Below are 19677 nucleotides of genomic sequence, written 5' to 3'. Positions count from 1 at the left end.
TTATGTATTCAAACGTACGGGCATCAACAGCATCATCAAATCTGTATTTTCTTTCTGTTCCACCGGTTCAATAATAACTGCTTTGGTAGGCGAGTGCAGTTTTAATATTATTTCATCGTAATCCGAAAGATGACTTAAAATATCATTGATATAAGTAGAATTGAATCCAATCTCCATTTTTTCTCCCTGGTAGTCGCACATCACTTTTTCTTCGCCTGCCGCACCTATATCGATATCCTCAGCAGAAATTATAACTTTATCGGTGTCAATCGAGAACTTTACTCTTCTCGTAGTACTTGTTGTAAAAAGCATCATTCTTTTGATTGACTCAAGTACTTCATTTGTTTTAAGTCGTAGCTTATATTCATTTTCGAGAGGTATTACACTCTTGTACTCCGGATATTTTTGTGCTATTAAACGTGTAATTAATTCCATATCGTTTAATTTGAACGACACATAACTGTTCGTAAAATAAATCTTCAGCTCTTTTTCGTCCAGCACTTTGGATAGAACTGTTACAGCACGTTCTGGAATCACATACTGTTTATTAATATCCGTCTTTATACTTTTATTCAGATAATTAACAAGACGATGTCCATCTGTTGTGACAAATCTCAATCCATCGTCGCAAAATTCAAAAAGAGTTCCCATCATTGCTGGTCTTATCTCTTCTTTACTCATAGCAAAAGCGGTTTTGTCGAATGCGTTCTTCAGTTCCTGGCCGTTGATCGAAATTTCATATACTTCGTTGCTTGTATTTATGGTTGGAATTTCCGGGTATTCGTCTGCGTCGATATAACTTAATGTGTATCTTCCATTTTCTGTAGTTATTTCGAGTCGTTTATTACTGTTAATTTTAAAGTGAACAGTAGTATCCTTAAACGATTTTATTATGTCGTAAAACAAACGCGCTTGAATAACTATTTTTACATTTTCGTCGGATGCTATATTCAAAAACGACTTCAGAGATATTTCAAGGTCCGTTGCATAAATAGTCAGAACTCCGTTTTCAACTTCAAGAAGAAAGTTTTCGAGTATTTGCATTGGAGTTCTTGTAGGCACAGCGGGAATAATTTTGGCAAGTAGTTTTTCAAGTTCTTTACTGTTTACTTTAAATTCCATAAATAATCTCCAGCTTTCAACAAAAAATAATAAAATAGAGAGAGATAAACAATTTTATTTTAGCCTTGTCCACACACGTAATTATTATGTTTTTATAGTTTTATTATATAAACAAAAGAATAAAAACAATAACGATGTTGATATGTTGATAAGCACTGAAAGTCTCGTTAATAGATTAAAAAGGAACATTGTTAAATTTTATTATTGTGGATAAACAGTTGAAAAAAGTGAGTTATCAAAAGGATGTTTATAAAAAGAAATTATCCACAGCTAAAAAACAGTTTACCAACAAGATATAAACACTCAAACAGCGCTCATTTCGATCTTGTTTTTTAAGTTTTCTATTATCTCTTTAACGTTGCTATCTTTTTCTAACATTTGTTCCATAGTATTAAAAGCGTGTATCACGGTTGAGTGATCGCGTCCACCAAAGTGAAGACCAATGGTTTTGAGTGATGACTTGGTCAATATTTTGGAAAGGTACATTGCTATTTGACGGGCAAGTACAATTTCTTTCTTGCGGTTTTTTTCGCGTACTTTGTTTTCGTCCACTTTAAAGTAATCGCAGACGACCTTAGTTATGTAATCAATGGAAATGGAAACATGCTTGTTTGTAGAAACTTCCTTTACAATTTTTTTGACAAGTGCAAAGTCGATTTCTTTTGAGTTAAGAGAAGAAGTCGCAAGAATTTTTATCAGACATCCTTCCAGTTCTCTAATGTTCGATGTGATATTGTGTGCAATATATTCATAAATTTCGTTTGAAAGTTCCAGTCCAAAACTTTCGCTCTTGTTTTTTAAGATTGCTACGCGAGTTTCAAAATCTGGGGGTTGAATATCTGCTGTAAGACCCCAGGAAAATCTCGAAATTAATCTTTCGTTTAGGCCTTTCAATTCTTTCGGTGGTTTATCGCTCGATAAAACTATCTGTTTTCCACTTTGATGAAGTGTATTGAATATCTGGAAAAATAAGTCGAGCGTTTTTTCCTTGCCAACCAGGAATTGTATATCATCGATAATAAGTGTATCCATGCTTTTATAAAAAGCAGAGAACTCGTTAACGCGGTCGCTCTGGATAGCTTCTACAAATTCAACAGTAAAAGCGTCGGAAGAAAGATAAATTACTTTTTTTGATGAATCTTTCTCCAAAATTTTATTTCCAATTGCATGCATCAAGTGGGTTTTTCCGAGACCTACACCTCCGTAAATAAAAAGAGGATTAAAAGAAGTCTGACCAGGATTATCGGCCACAGCCAGAGCAGCGGCTCGTGCAAGTTGATTTCCCTCTCCCTTTATAAAATTTTCAAATGTATAGCGTGGATTAAGAAATGACTCGAATTCATTTTTCTTCTTTTCTAAAACAACAGGCTCTTGTTTTTCCTCCTTTACCGCTTCTGTTGTTTCTTCAAAGGGATAGTTTTCTTCATAAACAATGTAAACAAGTTTACCTTCAGGACCGAGAACTTGATTTACAGTTCTGTTAATTAATGTGTTGTAATGCTCTTCGATCCACTCGATAAAAAAGTTATTCGGTACGAATATTTTTAACGTATTATTTTCGAGCTCGTATGGCTTTATGGGTAAAAACCAGGTATTATAGGTTATATAAGGAACATTATCTTTGATAATACTCAAGCATTCTTTCCAGATATCTTTTGCGTTTTTTTCAGTTTCAATCTTTTCGGTATTTAGAGCAGATTGATTAAATTCCATATCACTTATCCACAATTAGATTAATGAAAAAATTGAGAATATTAATTATTTGTTAAGAAAACTGTAAGTGAAAAGGTTTAATTTCCACAAATTATTCACATTAAATAAATTTTATAACTCCTTAAAATTAAGGAGGTTACGGAATTTGCAGTAAAATAACGAACAAAAATTAATAGTAAAGTTGATAAAATTACCCTTGTAAACGCGATGTGAAACGTTTCACACAATCAACTTATCAACAAATTATCAACACCTGTTTTCTATACCTTATCCGGGCGTGAAAATATGAGTTGCCGACGATAAGAGCAAATTAATTTTAAATTCTTTTTCACTTTTCTTTTCGATGAACTCAATTTATTTTGAATTACGAAAAAAATGGAGAAAGAAAGTGAAAAATATTTTAATAATTTTTACAGGCGGCACATTTTCGATGAAGATCGATAAGAAAACCAATTCCGCCGTACCTTATTATCATGGCAAGGAATTGCTTAAAATAATTCCAGAAGCTGATAAGAAGGCAAAAATTTCCGTTTACGAGTTTGGTAATTACCCAGGACCACACATGACACCGGAGTTAATGCTTAAACTTTCGGAAATAGTTAAAAATTATATTAAGAAAAAAGAAATTGACGGTATAATAGTAACTCACGGAACGGACACGCTTGAAGAAACTGCATATTTTCTCGATTTGACTGTAAAGACGCAGAAACCGATAATTGTTATTGGAGCAATGAAAACCAGCTCTGAACCCGATTGGGATGGTCCAAAAAACCTGCTCGACGCAATATCGATTATTAACAATCCCAATAGCAGGGGCATGGGAGTGCTGGTCTGTCTTAATGGAGAAATCAATGCAGCAAGCGAAGTAACAAAAACTCATACTGAAGATATTGAAACATTTCGAAGTCTCGATTTCGGCTCGCTTGGTTTTGTTGAAAAAGACAGAGTAATCTTTAATCGCTTGCCAAGAAAACTTGAAACGTTTGAGACAAAAAAAATAAATTCTAATGTCGATTTAATTAAGGTTTATGCAGGCATGGACGATAAGTTTTTCAAATATTCGGCAGATAGCGGAACGGAAGGGCTGGTTGTAGAAGCAATGGGAGTGGGTAATGTGCCTCCAAAAGCATTTGAGGGAATAAAATACGTTATTGAAAAAGGGATTCCAGTTGTTTTGGTCTCCAGATGCCCCGCAGGAGAAACTCTCGATATTTACGGTTACGAAGGAGCAGGAAAGTGGCTCAAGAAAATCGGTGTTATTTTTGCTGACTATCTCAACGGACAAAAAGCCAGAATAAAATTGATTGTCTGTCTCGGTATTACAAAAGAGATTGATAAATTAAGGTCGATGTTCGGCGATGACTGATAGTCACCTAAAAAAATGGATGCCTTCGATTCTATTTTTACCGGCAATAATTTTTTTAATACATAATGATGGAAAGGTATTTCTTCTGAATGAAATAAATCTTCTCATTCATGAAGGAGGACACGGAGTTTTTGCTCTCTTTGGAAAATTTATCTATACGCTCGGTGGAACTCTCATGCAAATTATCATTCCCTTGCTCTTTATAATTTATTACTACAAGGAAAAAAAATATACGCTCGCCAGGATTTTTCTTTTATGGTTAGCTCAAAATTTAATTAACATAAGTATATATGCATCAGATGCAGCAGAGAAAAAATTGAGACTTTTAGGCGGAAGCAAAGTGTACCACGACTGGAATTATATTCTAAGTAGTATAAACTTGCTTGAGTACGACAATATAATAGGTCTGTTATTTTATTTACTGGCTCTTCTTATTTTTGTTTATATCTTAATAATGCCATTGCTAATCGGTGAAAAAAGAAGGCTGTCCCCCGAAGAGGAGAACAGCCTTGAAAATATCTTAGATGAAGAGTAATTGAATTAGTATAAATATTGGCAAAAGAACTATCAAAGAAAATTTATACATATAAGCAAAAAAGCTGGGCATTTTAATATTATTCTCTTCAGCAACAGCTTTTACCATGAAATTTGGCCCATTACCAATATAAGTCATGCTACCAAATAAAACAGCACCAATTGAAATAGCTCTTAAAAGGTCCTCTGGAATTCCAGCTACGAGCTGACCAGTCTTTATGCCCAGACCAAGTGCAAGAGAATGAAAAGTTACTGCAGTTGGAGTATTATCCAGAAAACTGCTGAGCGCACCAGTATAATAATAAAATTGATGAGCCAGAGATACACCTAATTGATGGGCGTTTGTTTCCAGGTAGAGGAGTGCTGGTACCATTGTAATGAAAATACCCAGAAAGAGATATGCCACTTCTTTTATTGGCTCCCATGTGAAATTGTTCGATTGTCGTGTTAACTTTGGTGTAAAAAGAAGTGAAAGAATTGCCATTACAACTATTACTGCTTCTCTGATGAATTTGTAATATTCATTTTTTTCTATAAAGGGGAGATACTGTTCATTTAGAAAAGCAACCGAAAGAACCACCCCAATAAGCCAGAAGAAATTCAATTTTCCTTCGAGTCGGATCGGTTTAATATTGGTACGATCTTTCACAATCGATCGATTTGATTCCTTTTTGTAATAATAACTATCTACAATAAAATAAGTAATGATTAATAAAAGATTGGCAAACAGCCACTCTGGAGTTAGTTTAAAGAACCATGTAAATGGAGCACCACGCAAATACATCATGAACAAAGGTGGATCGCCTAATGGAGTTAAAAGACCACCACAATTGGCAACTATTGCAATGAAAAATAGAATGGTGTGTACTTTGAATTCTCTTTCTTTGTTAGTCTGAATTACTGGACGTATTAGAAGCATTGCGGCTCCAGTCGTCCCCATAAACGAAGCCAGAACTGCTCCAATTCCCAAAAACAAAGAATTTACCTTTGGAGTTGCTTCGATATCTCCCGACAGGTAAATTCCGCCAGTAATTGTAAAAAGTGCGCCAAGCAATATTATAAATGGAATGTAATCAAAAACCATTATTTCAAATAACTCGTGAGAAAAGCCGGCTGAGAGTAAATAAATTACTGCGGGAATGCTTAATATTATTGCAACGATTAGTTTATTCCGATTCTTTTCCCAGAAGTGTTCCCAGAAAAGTGGGAATATTGCTATCGATAAAAGCATCAATACAAATGGAATTATACTTATTAGTGGAATTGTGACTTCATGAGCTTCCATAATTATAACCAGTTTTGTTGAATAAAATTATGCAAAACTATCATTTTCGGACGATTATATCAAATTTTTGTTGGTTTTTATCATACTTATTAATGTAAAACTATATAGATAAATTAATTTTTAAGTCTATTGGACACACAATCTTTTTTATAATAAAAAATGAAATTAGTGTGAGGATCGCTGATGTAACAAAGATATATGAAATGTCGATATAGTTTATGATTGTGCCGATAAAGAGGGGCGCTATAATTAAAGATAAATTAAGTGTTCCAAACAATCCAAGATAGAGGGTTCTGTTTTCTTCATTCGAAATTTCAATAATTGCACCCTCCTGTATTATCTTCCATGAACCGATGGCTCCCCCGATTATGAAAAACAAAACATAAAACAACATTATCGAGTTAATTAATAAAGATAAGAGGGGAATAGAAGCAAGTAGCGGTATACTAATTCTCATCATTCCCTTGTATGAATAACGGTGTACTACTTTTTTCCAAATTAAGCTGGAAGCAATCATTCCTGAAATCTGTATAAGTAGAAAATTCCCAACTTCTAATTTTGTTATTGGAATGGATTCCTTTATATATCCAATTAAAAAAGGGAGCGTGACAAATGAAACACCGGCGAGATTGGAAATTAATATTAGCTGGCGTAAGGTTTTGCTGTCTTTTATTTCACGAGTGATTATTCCTAATAATTTTTCTTTTTTTATTATTAATTGAGAAGCTTTCTCATTAATCATCCAGAAGCCGAATGATGCAATAAAAAGAAAAGAAGCTGCACTGAAGAAGGCAACCTGATAATTACGCGGGAATTCAATCCCGTTCAATAAATATTTTGCCAGGAAGGCTGAAAAGAGAATACCGATCCCTGTAAAAAATTGTTTAAAGGCAAAGAATTTTTTACGTATTGAATTCTCAAAACTTTTGCCTACAATATCGCCGTAAGAAATTCCCGCAAAAGCACCGCTTACTGAAAAAAGAAACATCCAGAAAAGTAAAAAATAAATAAAAGAGGTCGTTGAAATTTGTCCAATAAGAAAAATAGAATAAGCAGCGCCTGCAAAGGCAATAACTCTTAAATAAATGGCAGCAAGAAGAAAATTCTTTTTGTGTGGTTTGTCTCTAAGAAGAATTGCAAAGAATAACTGAGATAACAACGGCACCCCAATCATAATCGAAGTAAGATATCCAACATCTGTTTGAGTACCTCCAGCATAAAGTATTAACGCCGGAAGTATTGTGTTTTTATCTGCAAAAGTTTCTGCCAGTGCTAACCAGAATGCATGCCATATGAGGGAAAAAAAGTTTCTTTTTTGGTAAGTAACAGGATGTGCTGTGTCAATTATCTTTTGCATCGTAGTCTTTTTTTATTAACCAACGCTCATTTTTGCCGTTTGTTACTTTATATAATCGACTGTTCCATATAATAATTTTTCTACTCCCACTTTAAACTATATTTCCATTGCATTGACACATTGCTGTTGGGTGTGTTAATAGTTTCAAACGCATGAGGAAAAAATTTTCTACAATAAAAGTTGCTTTTCCATTTCAAATAATTTTGCAATTTCTTTTCGCCTGGATTCTATAGTTTATTGACAGAGCTTACATGCCTATTCTTATCGTATTCATAAAAGTAAAATGAAGAGCGTAATAAATCTTTTTTCCACCTGGTTTACCGAAGAAAATACACCAGTTTTAATGAATTATCTATCACTTCCTGTTTAAAGTTCTTTTGCAGTAAAGTAGCCACTTTGTATAGCAGAAACAGCATCACCTACTTTTTCGGCATCTCCAATTATGTAATAAGGGATTTTTCCATCGAGCTTTTCTACAAGCGATCTATCGGGTATCATGCCTGCAGCTACAACACATAAATCGATGTTCTTAAGCACGGTTTCTGTGCCGTTTTTATTTGAGATGCGGACTTCATCTTTAGAACAACTCGTTACCTTCGAGTCTGTTATAATTTTAACTCCCGCTTTGTTGAGCTTATTTAAATTCAATTTTCTGGTTATTAATTCCATGTCGCGGGCAATTTCGTCGAGCATTTCGACTATTGTAACATTGTTGTTATTGTCGACGAGTGCCGATGCTATTTCAACTCCGATCGAGCCACCACCAATAATGAGTACATTTTTATTGTGCGGAGGGTCTAACATTATTTCTGCCCAATTGTATTTTTTCATCCCCTCAATTTTCGGAATAAAAGGTCTGGAACCGGTGGCAATTAAAACCCCATCAAATTTTCCGATCAAATCTTCGGGAGTTGCCTCTTTGTATATTACCTTAACATTACTATCGTTAATTTCTTCGATATAAAAATTGATTTGCTTATTTAATGAAATTTTGCCTGGTGGCAGCGGAGCATAATTAAATTGACCGCCGAGTTTTTCCTTTTCGAACAAAGTTACATTGTGACCTCTTTTTGCCAAAGTGAGAGCAGCTTCCATACCTGCCAGGCCGCCTCCAACAACCGCATAATTCTTTTTCGTTGTAGAAGGAACAATATCTTCCAGTTCCCTTCCTACCGTCGGATTGATTTCACATTGCAAAGTTTTGCCAATCTTTATTCTACCCAAGCAACCAGTTAAACAAGAACTGCACGGGCGGATTCGTTCGTCAAGTAGTTTTAAATATTTACCCGCGAAATCGGGGTCGGCTATAAGAGCACGCCCTATTGCCACATAATCGGCAGAACCGGAATTAAAAATTGTGTCGATATCTTCCGGCTCGTTAATCTGCCCAACGGCAATAACAGGAACTGAAACAGCTTCTTTAATTTTTTTTGAAAGCTCCCAATTTTTTCCTTTTGGAATGAAGTGATGTTGATAATACCACGGTGGGCTCATACAAACATTACCAGAAGTGACATGAAGGGCATCAACTTTTTTATTCTCCAGCGTTTTTGCTATTCTAATGGTCTCTTCAATCGAAATTCCGCCGTCGTACATCTCATCACCGCTCAGCCGAACAATTACAGGCAGGCCGGTTTCTTCTTTAATTCTTCTCAATATTTCTATACCAAAACGGAGACGATTTTCAAAACTACCGCCGTATTGATCTACTCTTTTGTTTGAATCTGGAGAGATGAATTGTGCAATCAGATAGCCAAGTCCAAACTGAAGTTCTATTAAATCATAGCCCGCATTTTTAGCACGAATGGCAGCCTGTATGTATTGATTCTCTACTGAATTAATATCATCTATTGTCATTTCTTTTGGCTTTTTGCCGCCGTTTGGGCATTCAATTTCTGAAGCAGAAAGAAAGATGTTTCCTTCGAGTTTTGGATTTGCCATTCTGCCGGGATGATTGATGTGTGCAATTGCAAGTGCACCATTTTTATGGATTGTATCTACTAATTTTTTGTGTCCCTCTATTTTATCGTCGGAATCGATCCCTATTTGAGTAGGAAGTTCTCTAACTCTGCGGTCAATATAAAACGGTTCGAAGATAACCGCTGCAACATGACGGGAACGCCTTTCCCAGAAAGCGATGTGTCTTTCTGTTATTTTACCACTGCCGTCTCCATAGCCAGTTTTGACGGCCGACATAATTAATCTGTTTCTGAATTCAGGGAGTGCCATTTTTTATAATTTTTTATTTGGTTAGATGCTACATCGGGAAAATTGATTCGAAAGGGGAAGCACTGAGGTAAGTTTAGACTCTCCTCAAATATCTCATCAGTTTGAAAAACCAGAGAGTGACTGGAAAACGGTTGACGAGTTTTTTTATTTCGTATAGGTTTTCGATTGCGGCGAGTTCTCCTGCTTTAATAATTTCATCGGCATGTTCAAAATCAGCCCACGATAAATTTTTTATATCAGGATGAATTATGAGATCGGCTTCCTTTAATTTTAACAGAGCCAGATGGTAAGCAGTAATATCTTCAGTACGATAAAGGAGGTCGATAATGTTTTCAGGTGCTTTTGAGTGTTTTAATTTTCTCATAACATCCACAGCCAGGATACGGTCGGCTCCTAATATTTTCAACTTTGTGGCTGGGACGGTCTCAGAAGTATAGCCGTCAACCAATAAATAGTTTTTATACTTGACAGGAGGAAAAATTCCAGGAATTGCCGAGCTGGCTCTTATTGCCGTTCTTAATGAACCGCTTGTAAAATTGATTTCTTCGCCTGAAATTAAATCGGTAGCAACCGCAGAAAATTTAATTTTCATACTTTCAATTGGAACATCGGGAATAATCTGGAACAGCTCTTCTGTTTCTTCTTCTTCGAAGTAAGATAAACTCGTAAGGGATTTAAAAGCTTTCAAACGAACTTCGATAAAATCAAAAAGTTGTTCCATAAAGTTTCTGTTAAGAGCATTCTTTGAATCGCCTAATTTTGATATGCCAAGTTCTTTGAAGCGAGGATTGTTAAGAACATTGTATATAAACTTTTCAACATCGTTAATATTTCCGTAATAGGCATAAAGTCCCCCGATTATTGCACCCATGCTACAGCCGGTAATGGCGTGAATTTTAATTTTTCTTTTTTCGAGCACTCTAAGTACACCAATATGCGCAAGACCACGCGCCCCTCCGCCTCCCAATGCTATTCCTAACTTCGACACTTTTTAATTTCCCGATTTTACAACTGCAAAGATAGAAGATAATTTAACAACAGGAGGAAATTTTTTAGGCTTTATGCCTCGTTCCGTTCAGTAAATTAAAAATAGTTTCTGAAACGGGTAAAATTAAACTTTGATAATTTCCCTTCCGGTGTATCAACAACCTCTCGTTTAGTTGTAGAAGCAACGGCGGGTATATTTTTTTCTTTTAATTTATTTACAATTACATAAACAAACGTTAGTTCTCCCATAATGTGAACAGCATAATAATCCGGTCTGTTTTGATTAATCAAATCTTCGATTTTGGTCATATATTCTTCAGCTAATTTAGTTACATATTCCAGACTGCTTTCTGGTGGAATTTCTGGAAACGGAATGTCTATAACTTTTCCGAAATTACTTTCAGCAATCTTTTTTTGATTTTCACTCCAGCGTTCAAAAGGATGATTAGATAAATTGATAAGCATTGAGTACCTCTATTTATGTAAGTTTTCTATTCCAATAATTGAAGAGCCAACACCGTTTGCTGTTAAAATAATTTTATGATGCATTGTTTTCAAACTGATTGGTAGGTCGGCATAAGGTTTGAAGTTTCCAGTAACGATGCCAGTATCTTTAATTAAATGCACAGATATCCCAAGCCAGAGTGCCGCAATTGATAAATTCTTATTCTTATCGATAAATAATTTTATTTTGTCCCAAATTTTATGATGATCTTCTGGCAAGTTTTCAATCACCAACTGCACAATTTTGTAACAAAATCTCATTGTAAATTCAAAAGTAATGCCAACCAATATAGAATGGAAAAATAAACTTCGATGCATTCCAATCCCTCCAATTGTAATATCGAGATCAGGAATACCACCTTCAATGTCGGTTCCTCCCGCAGCAACTAAAAAAATTGTAAGAGCAAAAAGATAAGAAATTATTAAATCGATTTTTTCTTCTTTACTCATTTTCTTTATGCTGTTGATTATTTTTGATATATTCTCTGGCGCATTCTTAAGAAAAGTTTTTAATTTTAGTAGATCTTCCTTAAAGGCAACTTTAAAAGTAGCTTCTTTATATTTATTTATCTTCTCGCTTGTCTTTTTATATATTTTATTGACTATAGTCTTCTTGTTTTCGTATGTGTCTACTGCAGATTCTTTAAGCAAGCCAATGAGGATTGAGTTTAATTCCGAGTTTCTTAAAGAAGAAAGTGAAAATTTTAGTTCGTCATAAATTTGTTGGAACGCGTTGTTTTTTTCTAAGTTAATTGTAGTTTCCATAAAGCCCTCTATATTTTTTTTGAGTAATCATATTTTATAATATTTATGATTCACTTTTGTGGTTACAAACAGATTTTCTATAGTTCTTAGATATCGAGATGGGGTTTTAGTATAGCAAAGAAACTTTGAGTATGTGGTGATAGTTATATTTTTTTTCGAGCGGGTTAATGCAACGTATAAAAGCCTGGCATTTTCTAATTCTTCTTCTTTAGTTCTCGAGTAAAAAGAAGGAAAAACGCCATTAATACAACCGGGAATAATTACATTTTCGAATTCTAATCCTTTTGCTTTGTGGATTGTGGAAACTATAATTTTTTCTTCTCCTGTTATAAGATCGGCTTCTTTGTATAATTTATACTCAGGCACATATTTATTTAATAATTCTTTTACTGGTAACTCTTTACAATTTAATTTCATATGTCTAATTAGTTTTTCTAAATAGGGTTTATCTTTTTCAAATTGTTCCATGTCAAGAATATTATTATCCATTAAGTACTCTAAAAACAAGTTAATTAAATAAGGTAAATCAAGAATGTCGTTGCTGGAATAAAAAATTTCCCAGAGAGGTGAAAAATTGCTTTGTAACTTTTCGATGGTTCTTTTATGTGACAATAAAAATTCTTCGATCTCATTTATTTTCTTTTTTATTTCTGGAATTAAGAATTTTATAAGAGATGCCGTTGCTTTAACATCATCCAGGGCATTATGAGAATTTATGCCTTCCAACGAAAAGTATTTTATTAAATCTGCGAGTTTGTAAGAATTTAATTTTGGAAATACTCTTCTTGTTACGTTTAATGTATCGAATAATTTTCCTGGTATATTAAATTCAATCTCTTTTCTTTTTATGTTATTAGAAAGAATCTCGTAGTCGAAATCAAGATTGTGGGCAATTAATGGGGCGCCATCAACAAACTCGTTAAATTTTTTAAAGGCTTCGGCTGCATCAAGTCCTTGTTTATCGAGGATTGCACGCGTAATATTATGAATTTTTGAGGATTCTTCCAGTGGCAGATCAGTTTTTATGTAAACACAAAATTCTCTTCCTATTGAGCCGTTAATAAGTTCAACTGCAGCTATTTGAATAATGTCGTCCTCTTTTTTATTTAAGCCGGTAGTCTCTGTATCGAAAACAACCACTCTCTGATTTTGAATTGTTGATAGAAATTTCGACAAGTAATTTGTACTAAAAATTTTTGAGTCCAGTAAATCATCGGGAAAAAGACCTTTTTCCCAGAATTTGTTGATGAATAAACGGGATTCTTTTAAAGTGCTTATTTTAGCAAAAAGGTGAAAAATTCTACTCCACGACAAACGGTCGTATTTATTTTCGAGGACGCTTAAAAAGGCCATGATATCTTTGATCGTACGTCTGCGGAAAAGGTCGAAGCCAGAAATCTTGAAGTGAGGAATTTTTTCCTGTAAAAGAACTTCAGAAAAGGCTTCAGCACGTTTGTTTGAATGAACAAGAATGGCTGTTCTGTCTTCTTTATTAATATTAGCTTTTTTAATAAGATTTTCTACAATAAAATCAATTTCGTCTCCAGGTTGGCCATCGACGTGATAAATTCTAAGGGCATTTTCATTTTTGATACCGGTTAACATTGAACGCGGTTCTTTATCCCAGGTTGGGTTTAAATTAGAATTTGCATATTGCACAAATACTTTTAGTAGGTAAGCAGGCGAGCGATAATTTTTTGTAAGTGTATGTAAGGTACAACTGTTCCTCAATTTATTTACGGTTTCAAGGTCGGCACCCATGAACGAGAAGATCGACTGTTCCCGATCGCCAAAATATACGACGTGTGCCGAATCCTCTGAAAGGAGTTCAATAATTCTGAACTGAAGAGGATTTAAATCCTGAGCTTCGTCAACTTGAATCCATTTATATTTTTTATGACCGCCATTGCTCAAATGACAGTAAGCCAGATTTAGTAAGTCGTCGAAATCAATTAATTCCGATTCTTCTTTTAATCTTTCATATTCCTCGCATATGTTTTTAACTATAGGTGTATCGTTTAGGAGTTCGAGACAATCATTTGGTATTTTAATTAAGTTTTCTGGAAAATTTAGACTCCGCTGTTTTAAATAATTTTTTATTAGGGATAATTTTTCATAAAAATTTTTCACACCATAAGGTCTATAGTGTAAGTTATCAACAGCTTCTCTTAATAAAAGGTAAGAATCTTCTTCGTCCATTAAAGCAGTGTAGCGTGGAAGTAATTTATTTTTAATAAGAAAACGATATGAAAAGCTGTGAAGATTACCAACAAATACTGAATGGCTTCCGTTATAATTTTCAATACGCGTCTGCATATTTTTAGCAGCACGATTGGTAAAAGTAAGGCAGAGCATCTCTTCTGGATTAACATTATGAGCAAGCGCATAATTAATTCGATGTGCTAAAATTTCTGTTTTGCCTGTACCAGGCGGGGCAAATACAATATGCTTTCCCTCAGATAATTTTACTACCCCTTGTTGTTCTCGTGATAGTCTATGCACAGAATTTTTTTTAATCTCAGTTAACATTCGACAGTGTCCCTCTCTTTTTTTGGTTTCTTTTTTGAATGTAGAGTAAAAGAATCGATATGGCGTTCGACATTGTGAGGCCCAAAATTGCACCCGTGACAGCATCCCCAAATCCTAAAAACGAAACAAGAAAAGCCGTGGCAAACAAGTCGATTAAAAAGTAGCGGCCATAATAAAAAAATCGAAATATGTTGTTAAAGAGTGCATACAACGAGTAAAAGAGTATCGAGAACTTATTTTTTCGTGCCGGCAGAAAGTAGAGATGGTCCAAAAAAGGACGCAACTCCAAATACCAGAACACTACGGTCAGTATAACCATAAATAGACCAAGTAATAAAATTGCCGCCATAAATTTCCCCTTTATTGCTAATAAGAGGGACGCAGGCGGGCTCTTTAAAATTTATTTTAAGGAATCTTATAGAGATATTAAAGTGTGTCGGAAGTCTCAATTAAATCGATAACATCTTTTTTAAACTGTTCGAAAGTCATTTCAGGGGGAGTAACTTTTACATCAAGTAATTTTAGAACGGGGGCCAATATCCAGAGCTGACCTTGAATAATTTTATTACCGTTATTGTAAAAATCGATTTCAAATATTTTTTTAATATAGTTATCCAAAAACGGTATTAAGGCAAAAGCAAAAAGACTAGATTCAGAATTATCTTCACTATCATCATCACCATCATCATCATAGTTGAAAAGGGAGTCGTCCAAGTAAAACAAAGGTATATCGACGGGATTTAGCATATCAGAACTGTAAAGATTTTTTTTAGAAAGCTCTTTTACAATGAACAGACCGATCATTTTTTTTAAAGTTAGCATGTGATCAATTTTCACATAAATTTTGCTGGCAGTAATAATATTGTGACTGTTTTCTTTGAACTTTTTTTTCAGTTCATCTTGATCCATCGAGTGAGTAATAGCGTCGACGACAAATTCGGGGTGTGATTTAAGACTTGTTTTAATTTTAGGAAAGCAGAAATGCTTGAAATACTTCAAGCTTAATTTTGACATATTAAATTCGTTTTGAAGCATTTATAAACTCCTATTAAATTTTTTGTTAAGAATTAATTGGTTACAAATTTTCTGATAGTAAATAATGAGATTTCAAGATTAGCAAGATCGAGAAACTTTGTAAGATTGCTCTCGATATTTCTTTATCAAGGTAGTGAATATGAATTCAGAATATCACTCTTGCGTTCAAAATTGCAAAGAAAGGTAAACTGAACGAATAACGTATTCCGTCACAATGGGGATATCGAGTGCAGAGTGATCGAAACGAAACAGCTATAGATTTGATGGGAGACAGTTCCCAGATGATGGCAGGTTGATAAGTGAGTTTCGGCTGTTCTACAACAGGGGCTCCGAGCGATCTGTCGCGGTTCCATCGCTGGAAGATCGACGCAGTATACTTTGACTGGCTCTTCGCCATGATCGCGGGAACAGGCCTATCTTTTTTGTACTGTTACAACATGGCTGAACGTGCATCCTAACTGAGGCCTGATGGAACTGGAACTAGTTTCACTGCATATGTCGGGACTGGGTGTACGTGACAGACTCCCATCTCATACGAGCGACCACAACAATACTGGTGTACCCGCGACGACTTGTGATTGAATCACGGCGTGACATTAAGAATTGCTAATACAACATTCGTTAGTATTTTATTCTCGCTTCTATTTCTTTTGACTTTATCTCAGTATTAAGTTTAGTCTTAATACCATCCCTACTTAGATTGTTGCAACTTCTATATTCCGTTCCAAGTTCTTTATAAATATTACCTGCCTCGGTGTAACCATTATCTATCAGGAAATTACCAAACGATTCCTTAAGAGATGCTATCTCATTCCAGTGAGTACCAGAAAAATCTGAATCCAAATTATTTTCAATAGTGCTGGAGTTATTAGCGGAGAGTCCTTTCTGCATTGCCAAAACATCGGCAATTGACTTTTTATTAATCAACTGCTCCTTAGTTTTCTCTTCTATAAACATCATCCAGTATGGACCACTCTGATCCTCACCAGAGGCGAGGTTACCTCCCTTTTCCCAAGCAGTTAAAAATTCCTCTACAGGGATTTCAAAATTTTTATATTTATCCTCTGGTTCATTTTCGTCATATGTCTCATTCATATATATTCCATCAGAATCATATCCTGTTACAAGAATCCAGTGACTACCTTTACCAGGTTGAATGTTCGGAAATTTAGGATGAGAGTGCATATAACCCAGATCAATGTAGACCTGTGCAGGTCTGCCCGAATTTATTACCGCTTTTAGATACTTCAATGCATCATCTGCATTTTTATAAGTAATTTTAGCATGGGCATTGTTATAAAGGCGTGAGTATCCATGTGCTGACCCTAAAATATAATGAACACCATAATTTTTTAATTGATATTCACGTGCAGACTGCGGATATGGAACCTCGGATTTAAATGCTTTCAAATAAGAATCATAACTTAGAATTGCTCCACTTCCTGAGAAAGCGACGACTTCCTGTATTGTAATGGAATTATCAATATAAGCTATCTGCATTGAAAATGATTCAATATAACATAATCCTGCTAAACTCTTTCTGGTCGGTACATCAAGAATTTTACTATCAGGTAAATTTGCTAACGATAAATTAGTATATTCAGGAATATCGGGAAGATCTGTCCCAACAACGTCTTCTCCACGATCGCCACATGAAACCATAATACAAAAACAGCATATAGAAAAAATAATAAGTAAAATATTTATATTCCGCATAATTTCCTCCTTTACCCTTTTATTGTACTAATTTGACTAATCACCTTAAGGACATCATAGGTAACACATCACACACTTTTAAATCCGTCGCTTCGCTTTCTTTTGTTAAATTCAAGATAACACACAATTTTAATTTTTTACCAATAAGCCGATCTATAACTCCCAAAAATATTTTTAATTGACTTGTAATTTGTTTTTTCAGGAGCAAGGGGGTGTTTATTAAATATTCATTTACACACTAACTATTCGAATTTTTTCGCTTCCACCGTCTATATCAGTGTAATGCCTTTTACTTTCAAAATAAATATTCTCGGGGCTTTTGTCAAAGCAAAAAAATCTCCAATTGAGGTGCAGGCAATTATTTTGACGTAAAAGATAATACGCATTTCTGCTTAAAAAAAACAGGTAATCTTAAAGATAACCATTCTCTTAGCCCATCTCGTCTCAATCCTTCTTTATCAAGGTGGTGAATTTGAATCCTAAGCCGAAACCTGAAACTGGTAAAAGACCCGAAAGGGTCGTCTCAATCCTTCTTTATCAAGGTGGTGAATTTGAATTGGATAAAATAAGGAATGAAATGGTACTTGAAAAGTAGAAGCAGTCTCAATCCTTCTTTATCAAGGTGGTGAATTTGAATGAGTTAACAGCTTTAATATTCATAATCTCAAGCTCTTCTTCGGTCGTCTCAATCCTTCTTTATCAAGGTGGTGAATTTGAATTGAGTTGGCTCTTCGACAATTTATCGAGTGGGCACGGGTGTGTCTCAATCCTTCTTTATCAAGGTGGTGAATTTGAATGAGGTAAAAGAGTGAGTATAAAAGATGCGCTCGCCTCTTTAGGTCTCAATCCTTCTTTATCAAGGTGGTGAATTTGAATCCTAAGCCGAAACCTGAAACTGGTAAAAGACCCGAAAGGGTCGTCTCAATCCTTCTTTATCAAGGTGGTGAATTTGAATAGTTTCTATAAACTCTCCCGATGGGTACGTTCCAGTTGGTGCGTCTCAATCCTTCTTTATCAAGGTGGTGAATTTGAATCTGTAAATCTTATCTGAAGCCTGCAGCAAGGTACTAATCTGTGGAGATCGTCTCAATCCTTCTTTATCAAGGTGGTGAATTTGAATTTCTGATCCAGGCAGTCCCTATCATTCCGGTTTAACCGGAGGCAAGTCTCAATCCTTCTTTATCAAGGTGGTGAATTTGAATGACCTTGGCTTGGACAACATGAACCTGCCTCGTGCAAGCGAGGTCTCAATCCTTCTTTATCAAGGTGGTGAATTTGAATCTTACGAAGAACTTTTCGCTAGCCTTGCAGTAAAGGAGTTAGGTCTCAATCCTTCTTTATCAAGGTGGTGAATTTGAATCTGGCACCAGATAATAGATCGGACAGTAAAAACAGCATTTACGCGTCTCAATCCTTCTTTATCAAGGTGGTGAATTTGAATGGGGACAAAATGGCGAAGACCATTTTGGCAGAGCTGCCTCTGTCTCAATCCTTCTTTATCAAGGTGGTGAATTTGAATCAACCCTACGTGCCGCACTAATAGCTTGACTAACAGTCTCTCCTGTCTCAATCCTTCTTTATCAAGGTGGTGAATTTGAATGAGGTTAGATTAGCTAAAACTGCAAGAATTAAGCAGTTTTACGCGTCTCAATCCTTCTTTATCAAGGTGGTGAATTTGAATGGGGCAAACGTTCAAAACGTTCAATGCTGAAGCACATTCGCGTCTCAATCCTTCTTTATCAAGGTGGTGAATTTGAATGTTCCGCAATATATATGAATTCTAAACATTCACGACAAAGAGTCTCAATCCTTCTTTATCAAGGTGGTGAATTTGAATGGAGAAGGAGAGGCGAAATGGACGCCATTTCGAAACTGCCTGTCTCAATCCTTCTTTATCAAGGTGGTGAATTTGAATCATCTTCCGTGCAAAATACTATGGTGGCAAAAAAATAAGATCAGGTCTCAATCCTTCTTTATCAAGGTGGTGAATTTGAATGGAAATGGTTAGTAGAGATGTATTAGCTTCCCTGGGTCTTAGTCTCAATCCTTCTTTATCAAGGTGGTGAATTTGAATACTTCCCTTTGTAACCCGTTGTTAAAGAACAACTTAATTGACCAATTTTCTGCAGCTAATGAAAAATAAAAACAATTTTTTGTTGCGAAGATAAATTATGGAAAAATGGAGAAAAATCAAATAAAAATTTTTCTGCAGGGTCGGCTGTTTTTATCGTGTCGACCCTGCAGAAATTTTAATCGATAAAGATTACAGGCCCTTTGTTAAATTTATCCGTACCTAATTCAATTATGCAGTTATCAAGATTGCTCTGAATTGTGTAGATGCGTACTGAATCCTGGCTTGTGTTTATGGTCTTCTTAATTTTTTTGATAAGTAACTTGTAGTCTTTATCGTCAAGTTCTAATTCAAAAACGGAATATTGTACGTGCAATCCGTAGTCTTTCAAGAGTTCGCAAATTTTATTTCGTCTTTTGTCCGATGGAATATCGTAAGTAATAATGTATTGTTTCAATCTCCTT

16 protein-coding genes and 1 CRISPR repeat array are annotated in these 19677 nt (G+C 35.0%); of the genes, 2 read left to right on the top strand and 14 right to left on the bottom strand.

What is annotated here, in order from left to right; translation table 11 throughout:
• Both dnaN and dnaA read right to left on the bottom strand, forming a co-directional pair.
• Nucleotides 1–1122, bottom strand: coding sequence for a DNA polymerase III subunit beta (gene dnaN / locus ACSSV9_RS03140; RefSeq protein WP_437345762.1), 1122 nt, complete (start codon nucleotides 1120–1122; stop codon nucleotides 1–3).
• A gap of 303 nt (nucleotides 1123–1425) precedes the next feature.
• A complete protein-coding gene (dnaA, locus tag ACSSV9_RS03135; RefSeq protein WP_437345761.1) occupies nucleotides 1426–2835 on the bottom strand; it encodes a chromosomal replication initiator protein DnaA in 1410 nt (469 codons plus the stop codon).
• A 388-nt stretch (nucleotides 2836–3223) separates the two neighbouring features.
• Here dnaA and ACSSV9_RS03130 point away from each other — a divergent pair, with 388 nt between their 5' ends.
• Together ACSSV9_RS03130 and ACSSV9_RS03125 are read left to right on the top strand one after the other, a co-directional pair.
• Nucleotides 3224–4201 carry an asparaginase gene (locus ACSSV9_RS03130; protein ID WP_437345760.1) on the top strand — a complete coding sequence of 326 codons (978 nt, stop codon included), beginning with the start codon at nucleotides 3224–3226 and terminating at the stop codon, nucleotides 4199–4201.
• Nucleotides 4194–4736 (top strand): hypothetical protein, encoded by a 543-nt coding sequence (locus tag ACSSV9_RS03125; RefSeq protein WP_437345759.1) that lies wholly within the window; start codon nucleotides 4194–4196, stop codon nucleotides 4734–4736. The genes ACSSV9_RS03130 and ACSSV9_RS03125 overlap by 8 nt, the downstream gene beginning before the upstream one ends.
• On the opposite strand, the gene ACSSV9_RS03120 is transcribed toward ACSSV9_RS03125, so the two are convergent.
• From ACSSV9_RS03120 to cas2, 12 genes are all read right to left on the bottom strand, one after another.
• Entirely contained in the window at nucleotides 4722–6020 is a 1299-nt protein-coding gene (locus ACSSV9_RS03120) for a sodium:proton antiporter (RefSeq protein ID WP_437345758.1), read from the bottom strand. The two genes, ACSSV9_RS03125 and ACSSV9_RS03120, sit on opposite strands and share 15 nt — an antisense overlap.
• 100 nt (nucleotides 6021–6120) lie before the next feature.
• Nucleotides 6121–7377 (bottom strand): MFS transporter, encoded by a 1257-nt coding sequence (locus tag ACSSV9_RS03115; protein WP_437345757.1) that lies wholly within the window; start codon nucleotides 7375–7377, stop codon nucleotides 6121–6123.
• Between the two features lie 366 nt (nucleotides 7378–7743).
• On the bottom strand, nucleotides 7744–9606 hold the full coding sequence (locus ACSSV9_RS03110) for an NAD(P)/FAD-dependent oxidoreductase (RefSeq protein ID WP_437345756.1): 1863 nt from the start codon (nucleotides 9604–9606) through the stop codon (nucleotides 7744–7746).
• Nucleotides 9607–9679: 73 nt separating this feature from the next.
• Nucleotides 9680–10594: a patatin-like phospholipase family protein gene (locus ACSSV9_RS03105; protein ID WP_437345755.1), complete on the bottom strand. Its 915-nt coding sequence runs from the start codon at nucleotides 10592–10594 to the stop codon at nucleotides 9680–9682.
• 95 nt (nucleotides 10595–10689) lie between these two features.
• Nucleotides 10690–11058, bottom strand: coding sequence for a hypothetical protein (locus ACSSV9_RS03100; protein WP_437345754.1), 369 nt, complete (start codon nucleotides 11056–11058; stop codon nucleotides 10690–10692).
• Between the two features lie 9 nt (nucleotides 11059–11067).
• On the bottom strand, nucleotides 11068–11862 hold the full coding sequence (locus ACSSV9_RS03095; protein WP_437345753.1) for a hypothetical protein: 795 nt from the start codon (nucleotides 11860–11862) through the stop codon (nucleotides 11068–11070).
• Nucleotides 11863–11889: 27 nt separating this feature from the next.
• On the bottom strand, nucleotides 11890–14391 hold the full coding sequence (locus tag ACSSV9_RS03090) for an ATP-dependent helicase (protein WP_437345752.1): 2502 nt from the start codon (nucleotides 14389–14391) through the stop codon (nucleotides 11890–11892).
• Nucleotides 14381–14740: a hypothetical protein gene (locus ACSSV9_RS03085; protein ID WP_437345751.1), complete on the bottom strand. Its 360-nt coding sequence runs from the start codon at nucleotides 14738–14740 to the stop codon at nucleotides 14381–14383. The genes ACSSV9_RS03090 and ACSSV9_RS03085 overlap by 11 nt, the downstream gene beginning before the upstream one ends.
• A 77-nt stretch (nucleotides 14741–14817) precedes the next feature.
• Complete coding sequence (locus ACSSV9_RS03080) at nucleotides 14818–15426, bottom strand: hypothetical protein (RefSeq protein ID WP_437345750.1); 609 nt, start codon at nucleotides 15424–15426, stop codon at nucleotides 14818–14820.
• A 145-nt stretch (nucleotides 15427–15571) separates the two neighbouring features.
• The gene (locus tag ACSSV9_RS03075; RefSeq protein WP_437345749.1) at nucleotides 15572–15823 is read right to left on the bottom strand and encodes a hypothetical protein; all 252 of its coding nucleotides are present in this window, start codon (nucleotides 15821–15823) and stop codon (nucleotides 15572–15574) included.
• 224 nt (nucleotides 15824–16047) lie between these two features.
• Nucleotides 16048–17142: a C39 family peptidase gene (locus ACSSV9_RS03070; protein WP_437345748.1), complete on the bottom strand. Its 1095-nt coding sequence runs from the start codon at nucleotides 17140–17142 to the stop codon at nucleotides 16048–16050.
• Between the two features lie 441 nt (nucleotides 17143–17583).
• Nucleotides 17584–19216: direct repeats of the CRISPR family, unit length 37 nt; unit sequence GTCTCAATCCTTCTTTATCAAGGTGGTGAATTTGAAT.
• Nucleotides 19217–19391: 175 nt separating this feature from the next.
• Nucleotides 19392–19670, bottom strand: a complete 279-nt coding sequence (gene cas2, locus ACSSV9_RS03065; protein ID WP_437345747.1) for a CRISPR-associated endonuclease Cas2 — start codon at nucleotides 19668–19670, stop codon at nucleotides 19392–19394.
• Nucleotides 19671–19677 lie beyond the last annotated feature (7 nt).

The sequence above is a fragment of the Melioribacter sulfuriphilus genome (assembly GCF_051488685.1).
Lineage (GTDB): Bacteria > Bacteroidota > Ignavibacteria > Ignavibacteriales > Melioribacteraceae > Melioribacter.
The sequence above is the reverse complement of the archived record's forward strand: the minus strand, read 5'-3'. Positions and strand labels throughout refer to the sequence as shown.

Excerpts from the sequence above, each read along its gene's own strand:
- ACSSV9_RS03075 (WP_437345749.1), bottom strand. The coding sequence starts at position 15,823 with ATGGCGAAGAGCCAGTCAAAGTATACTGCGTCGATCTTCCAGCGATGG.
- ACSSV9_RS03080 (WP_437345750.1), bottom strand. The coding sequence starts at position 15,426 with ATGCTTCAAAACGAATTTAATATGTCAAAATTAAGCTTGAAGTATTTC.
- ACSSV9_RS03115 (WP_437345757.1), bottom strand. The coding sequence starts at position 7,377 with ATGCAAAAGATAATTGACACAGCACATCCTGTTACTTACCAAAAAAGA.
- ACSSV9_RS03085 (WP_437345751.1), bottom strand. The coding sequence starts at position 14,740 with ATGGCGGCAATTTTATTACTTGGTCTATTTATGGTTATACTGACCGTA.
- ACSSV9_RS03070 (WP_437345748.1), bottom strand. The coding sequence starts at position 17,142 with ATGCGGAATATAAATATTTTACTTATTATTTTTTCTATATGCTGTTTT.
- ACSSV9_RS03125 (WP_437345759.1), top strand. The coding sequence starts at position 4,194 with ATGACTGATAGTCACCTAAAAAAATGGATGCCTTCGATTCTATTTTTA.
- ACSSV9_RS03095 (WP_437345753.1), bottom strand. The coding sequence starts at position 11,862 with ATGGAAACTACAATTAACTTAGAAAAAAACAACGCGTTCCAACAAATT.
- ACSSV9_RS03100 (WP_437345754.1), bottom strand. The coding sequence starts at position 11,058 with ATGCTTATCAATTTATCTAATCATCCTTTTGAACGCTGGAGTGAAAAT.
- ACSSV9_RS03090 (WP_437345752.1), bottom strand. The coding sequence starts at position 14,391 with ATGTTAACTGAGATTAAAAAAAATTCTGTGCATAGACTATCACGAGAA.
- ACSSV9_RS03120 (WP_437345758.1), bottom strand. The coding sequence starts at position 6,020 with ATGGAAGCTCATGAAGTCACAATTCCACTAATAAGTATAATTCCATTT.
- ACSSV9_RS03110 (WP_437345756.1), bottom strand. The coding sequence starts at position 9,606 with ATGGCACTCCCTGAATTCAGAAACAGATTAATTATGTCGGCCGTCAAA.
- dnaN (WP_437345762.1), bottom strand. The coding sequence starts at position 1,122 with ATGGAATTTAAAGTAAACAGTAAAGAACTTGAAAAACTACTTGCCAAA.
- dnaA (WP_437345761.1), bottom strand. The coding sequence starts at position 2,835 with ATGGAATTTAATCAATCTGCTCTAAATACCGAAAAGATTGAAACTGAA.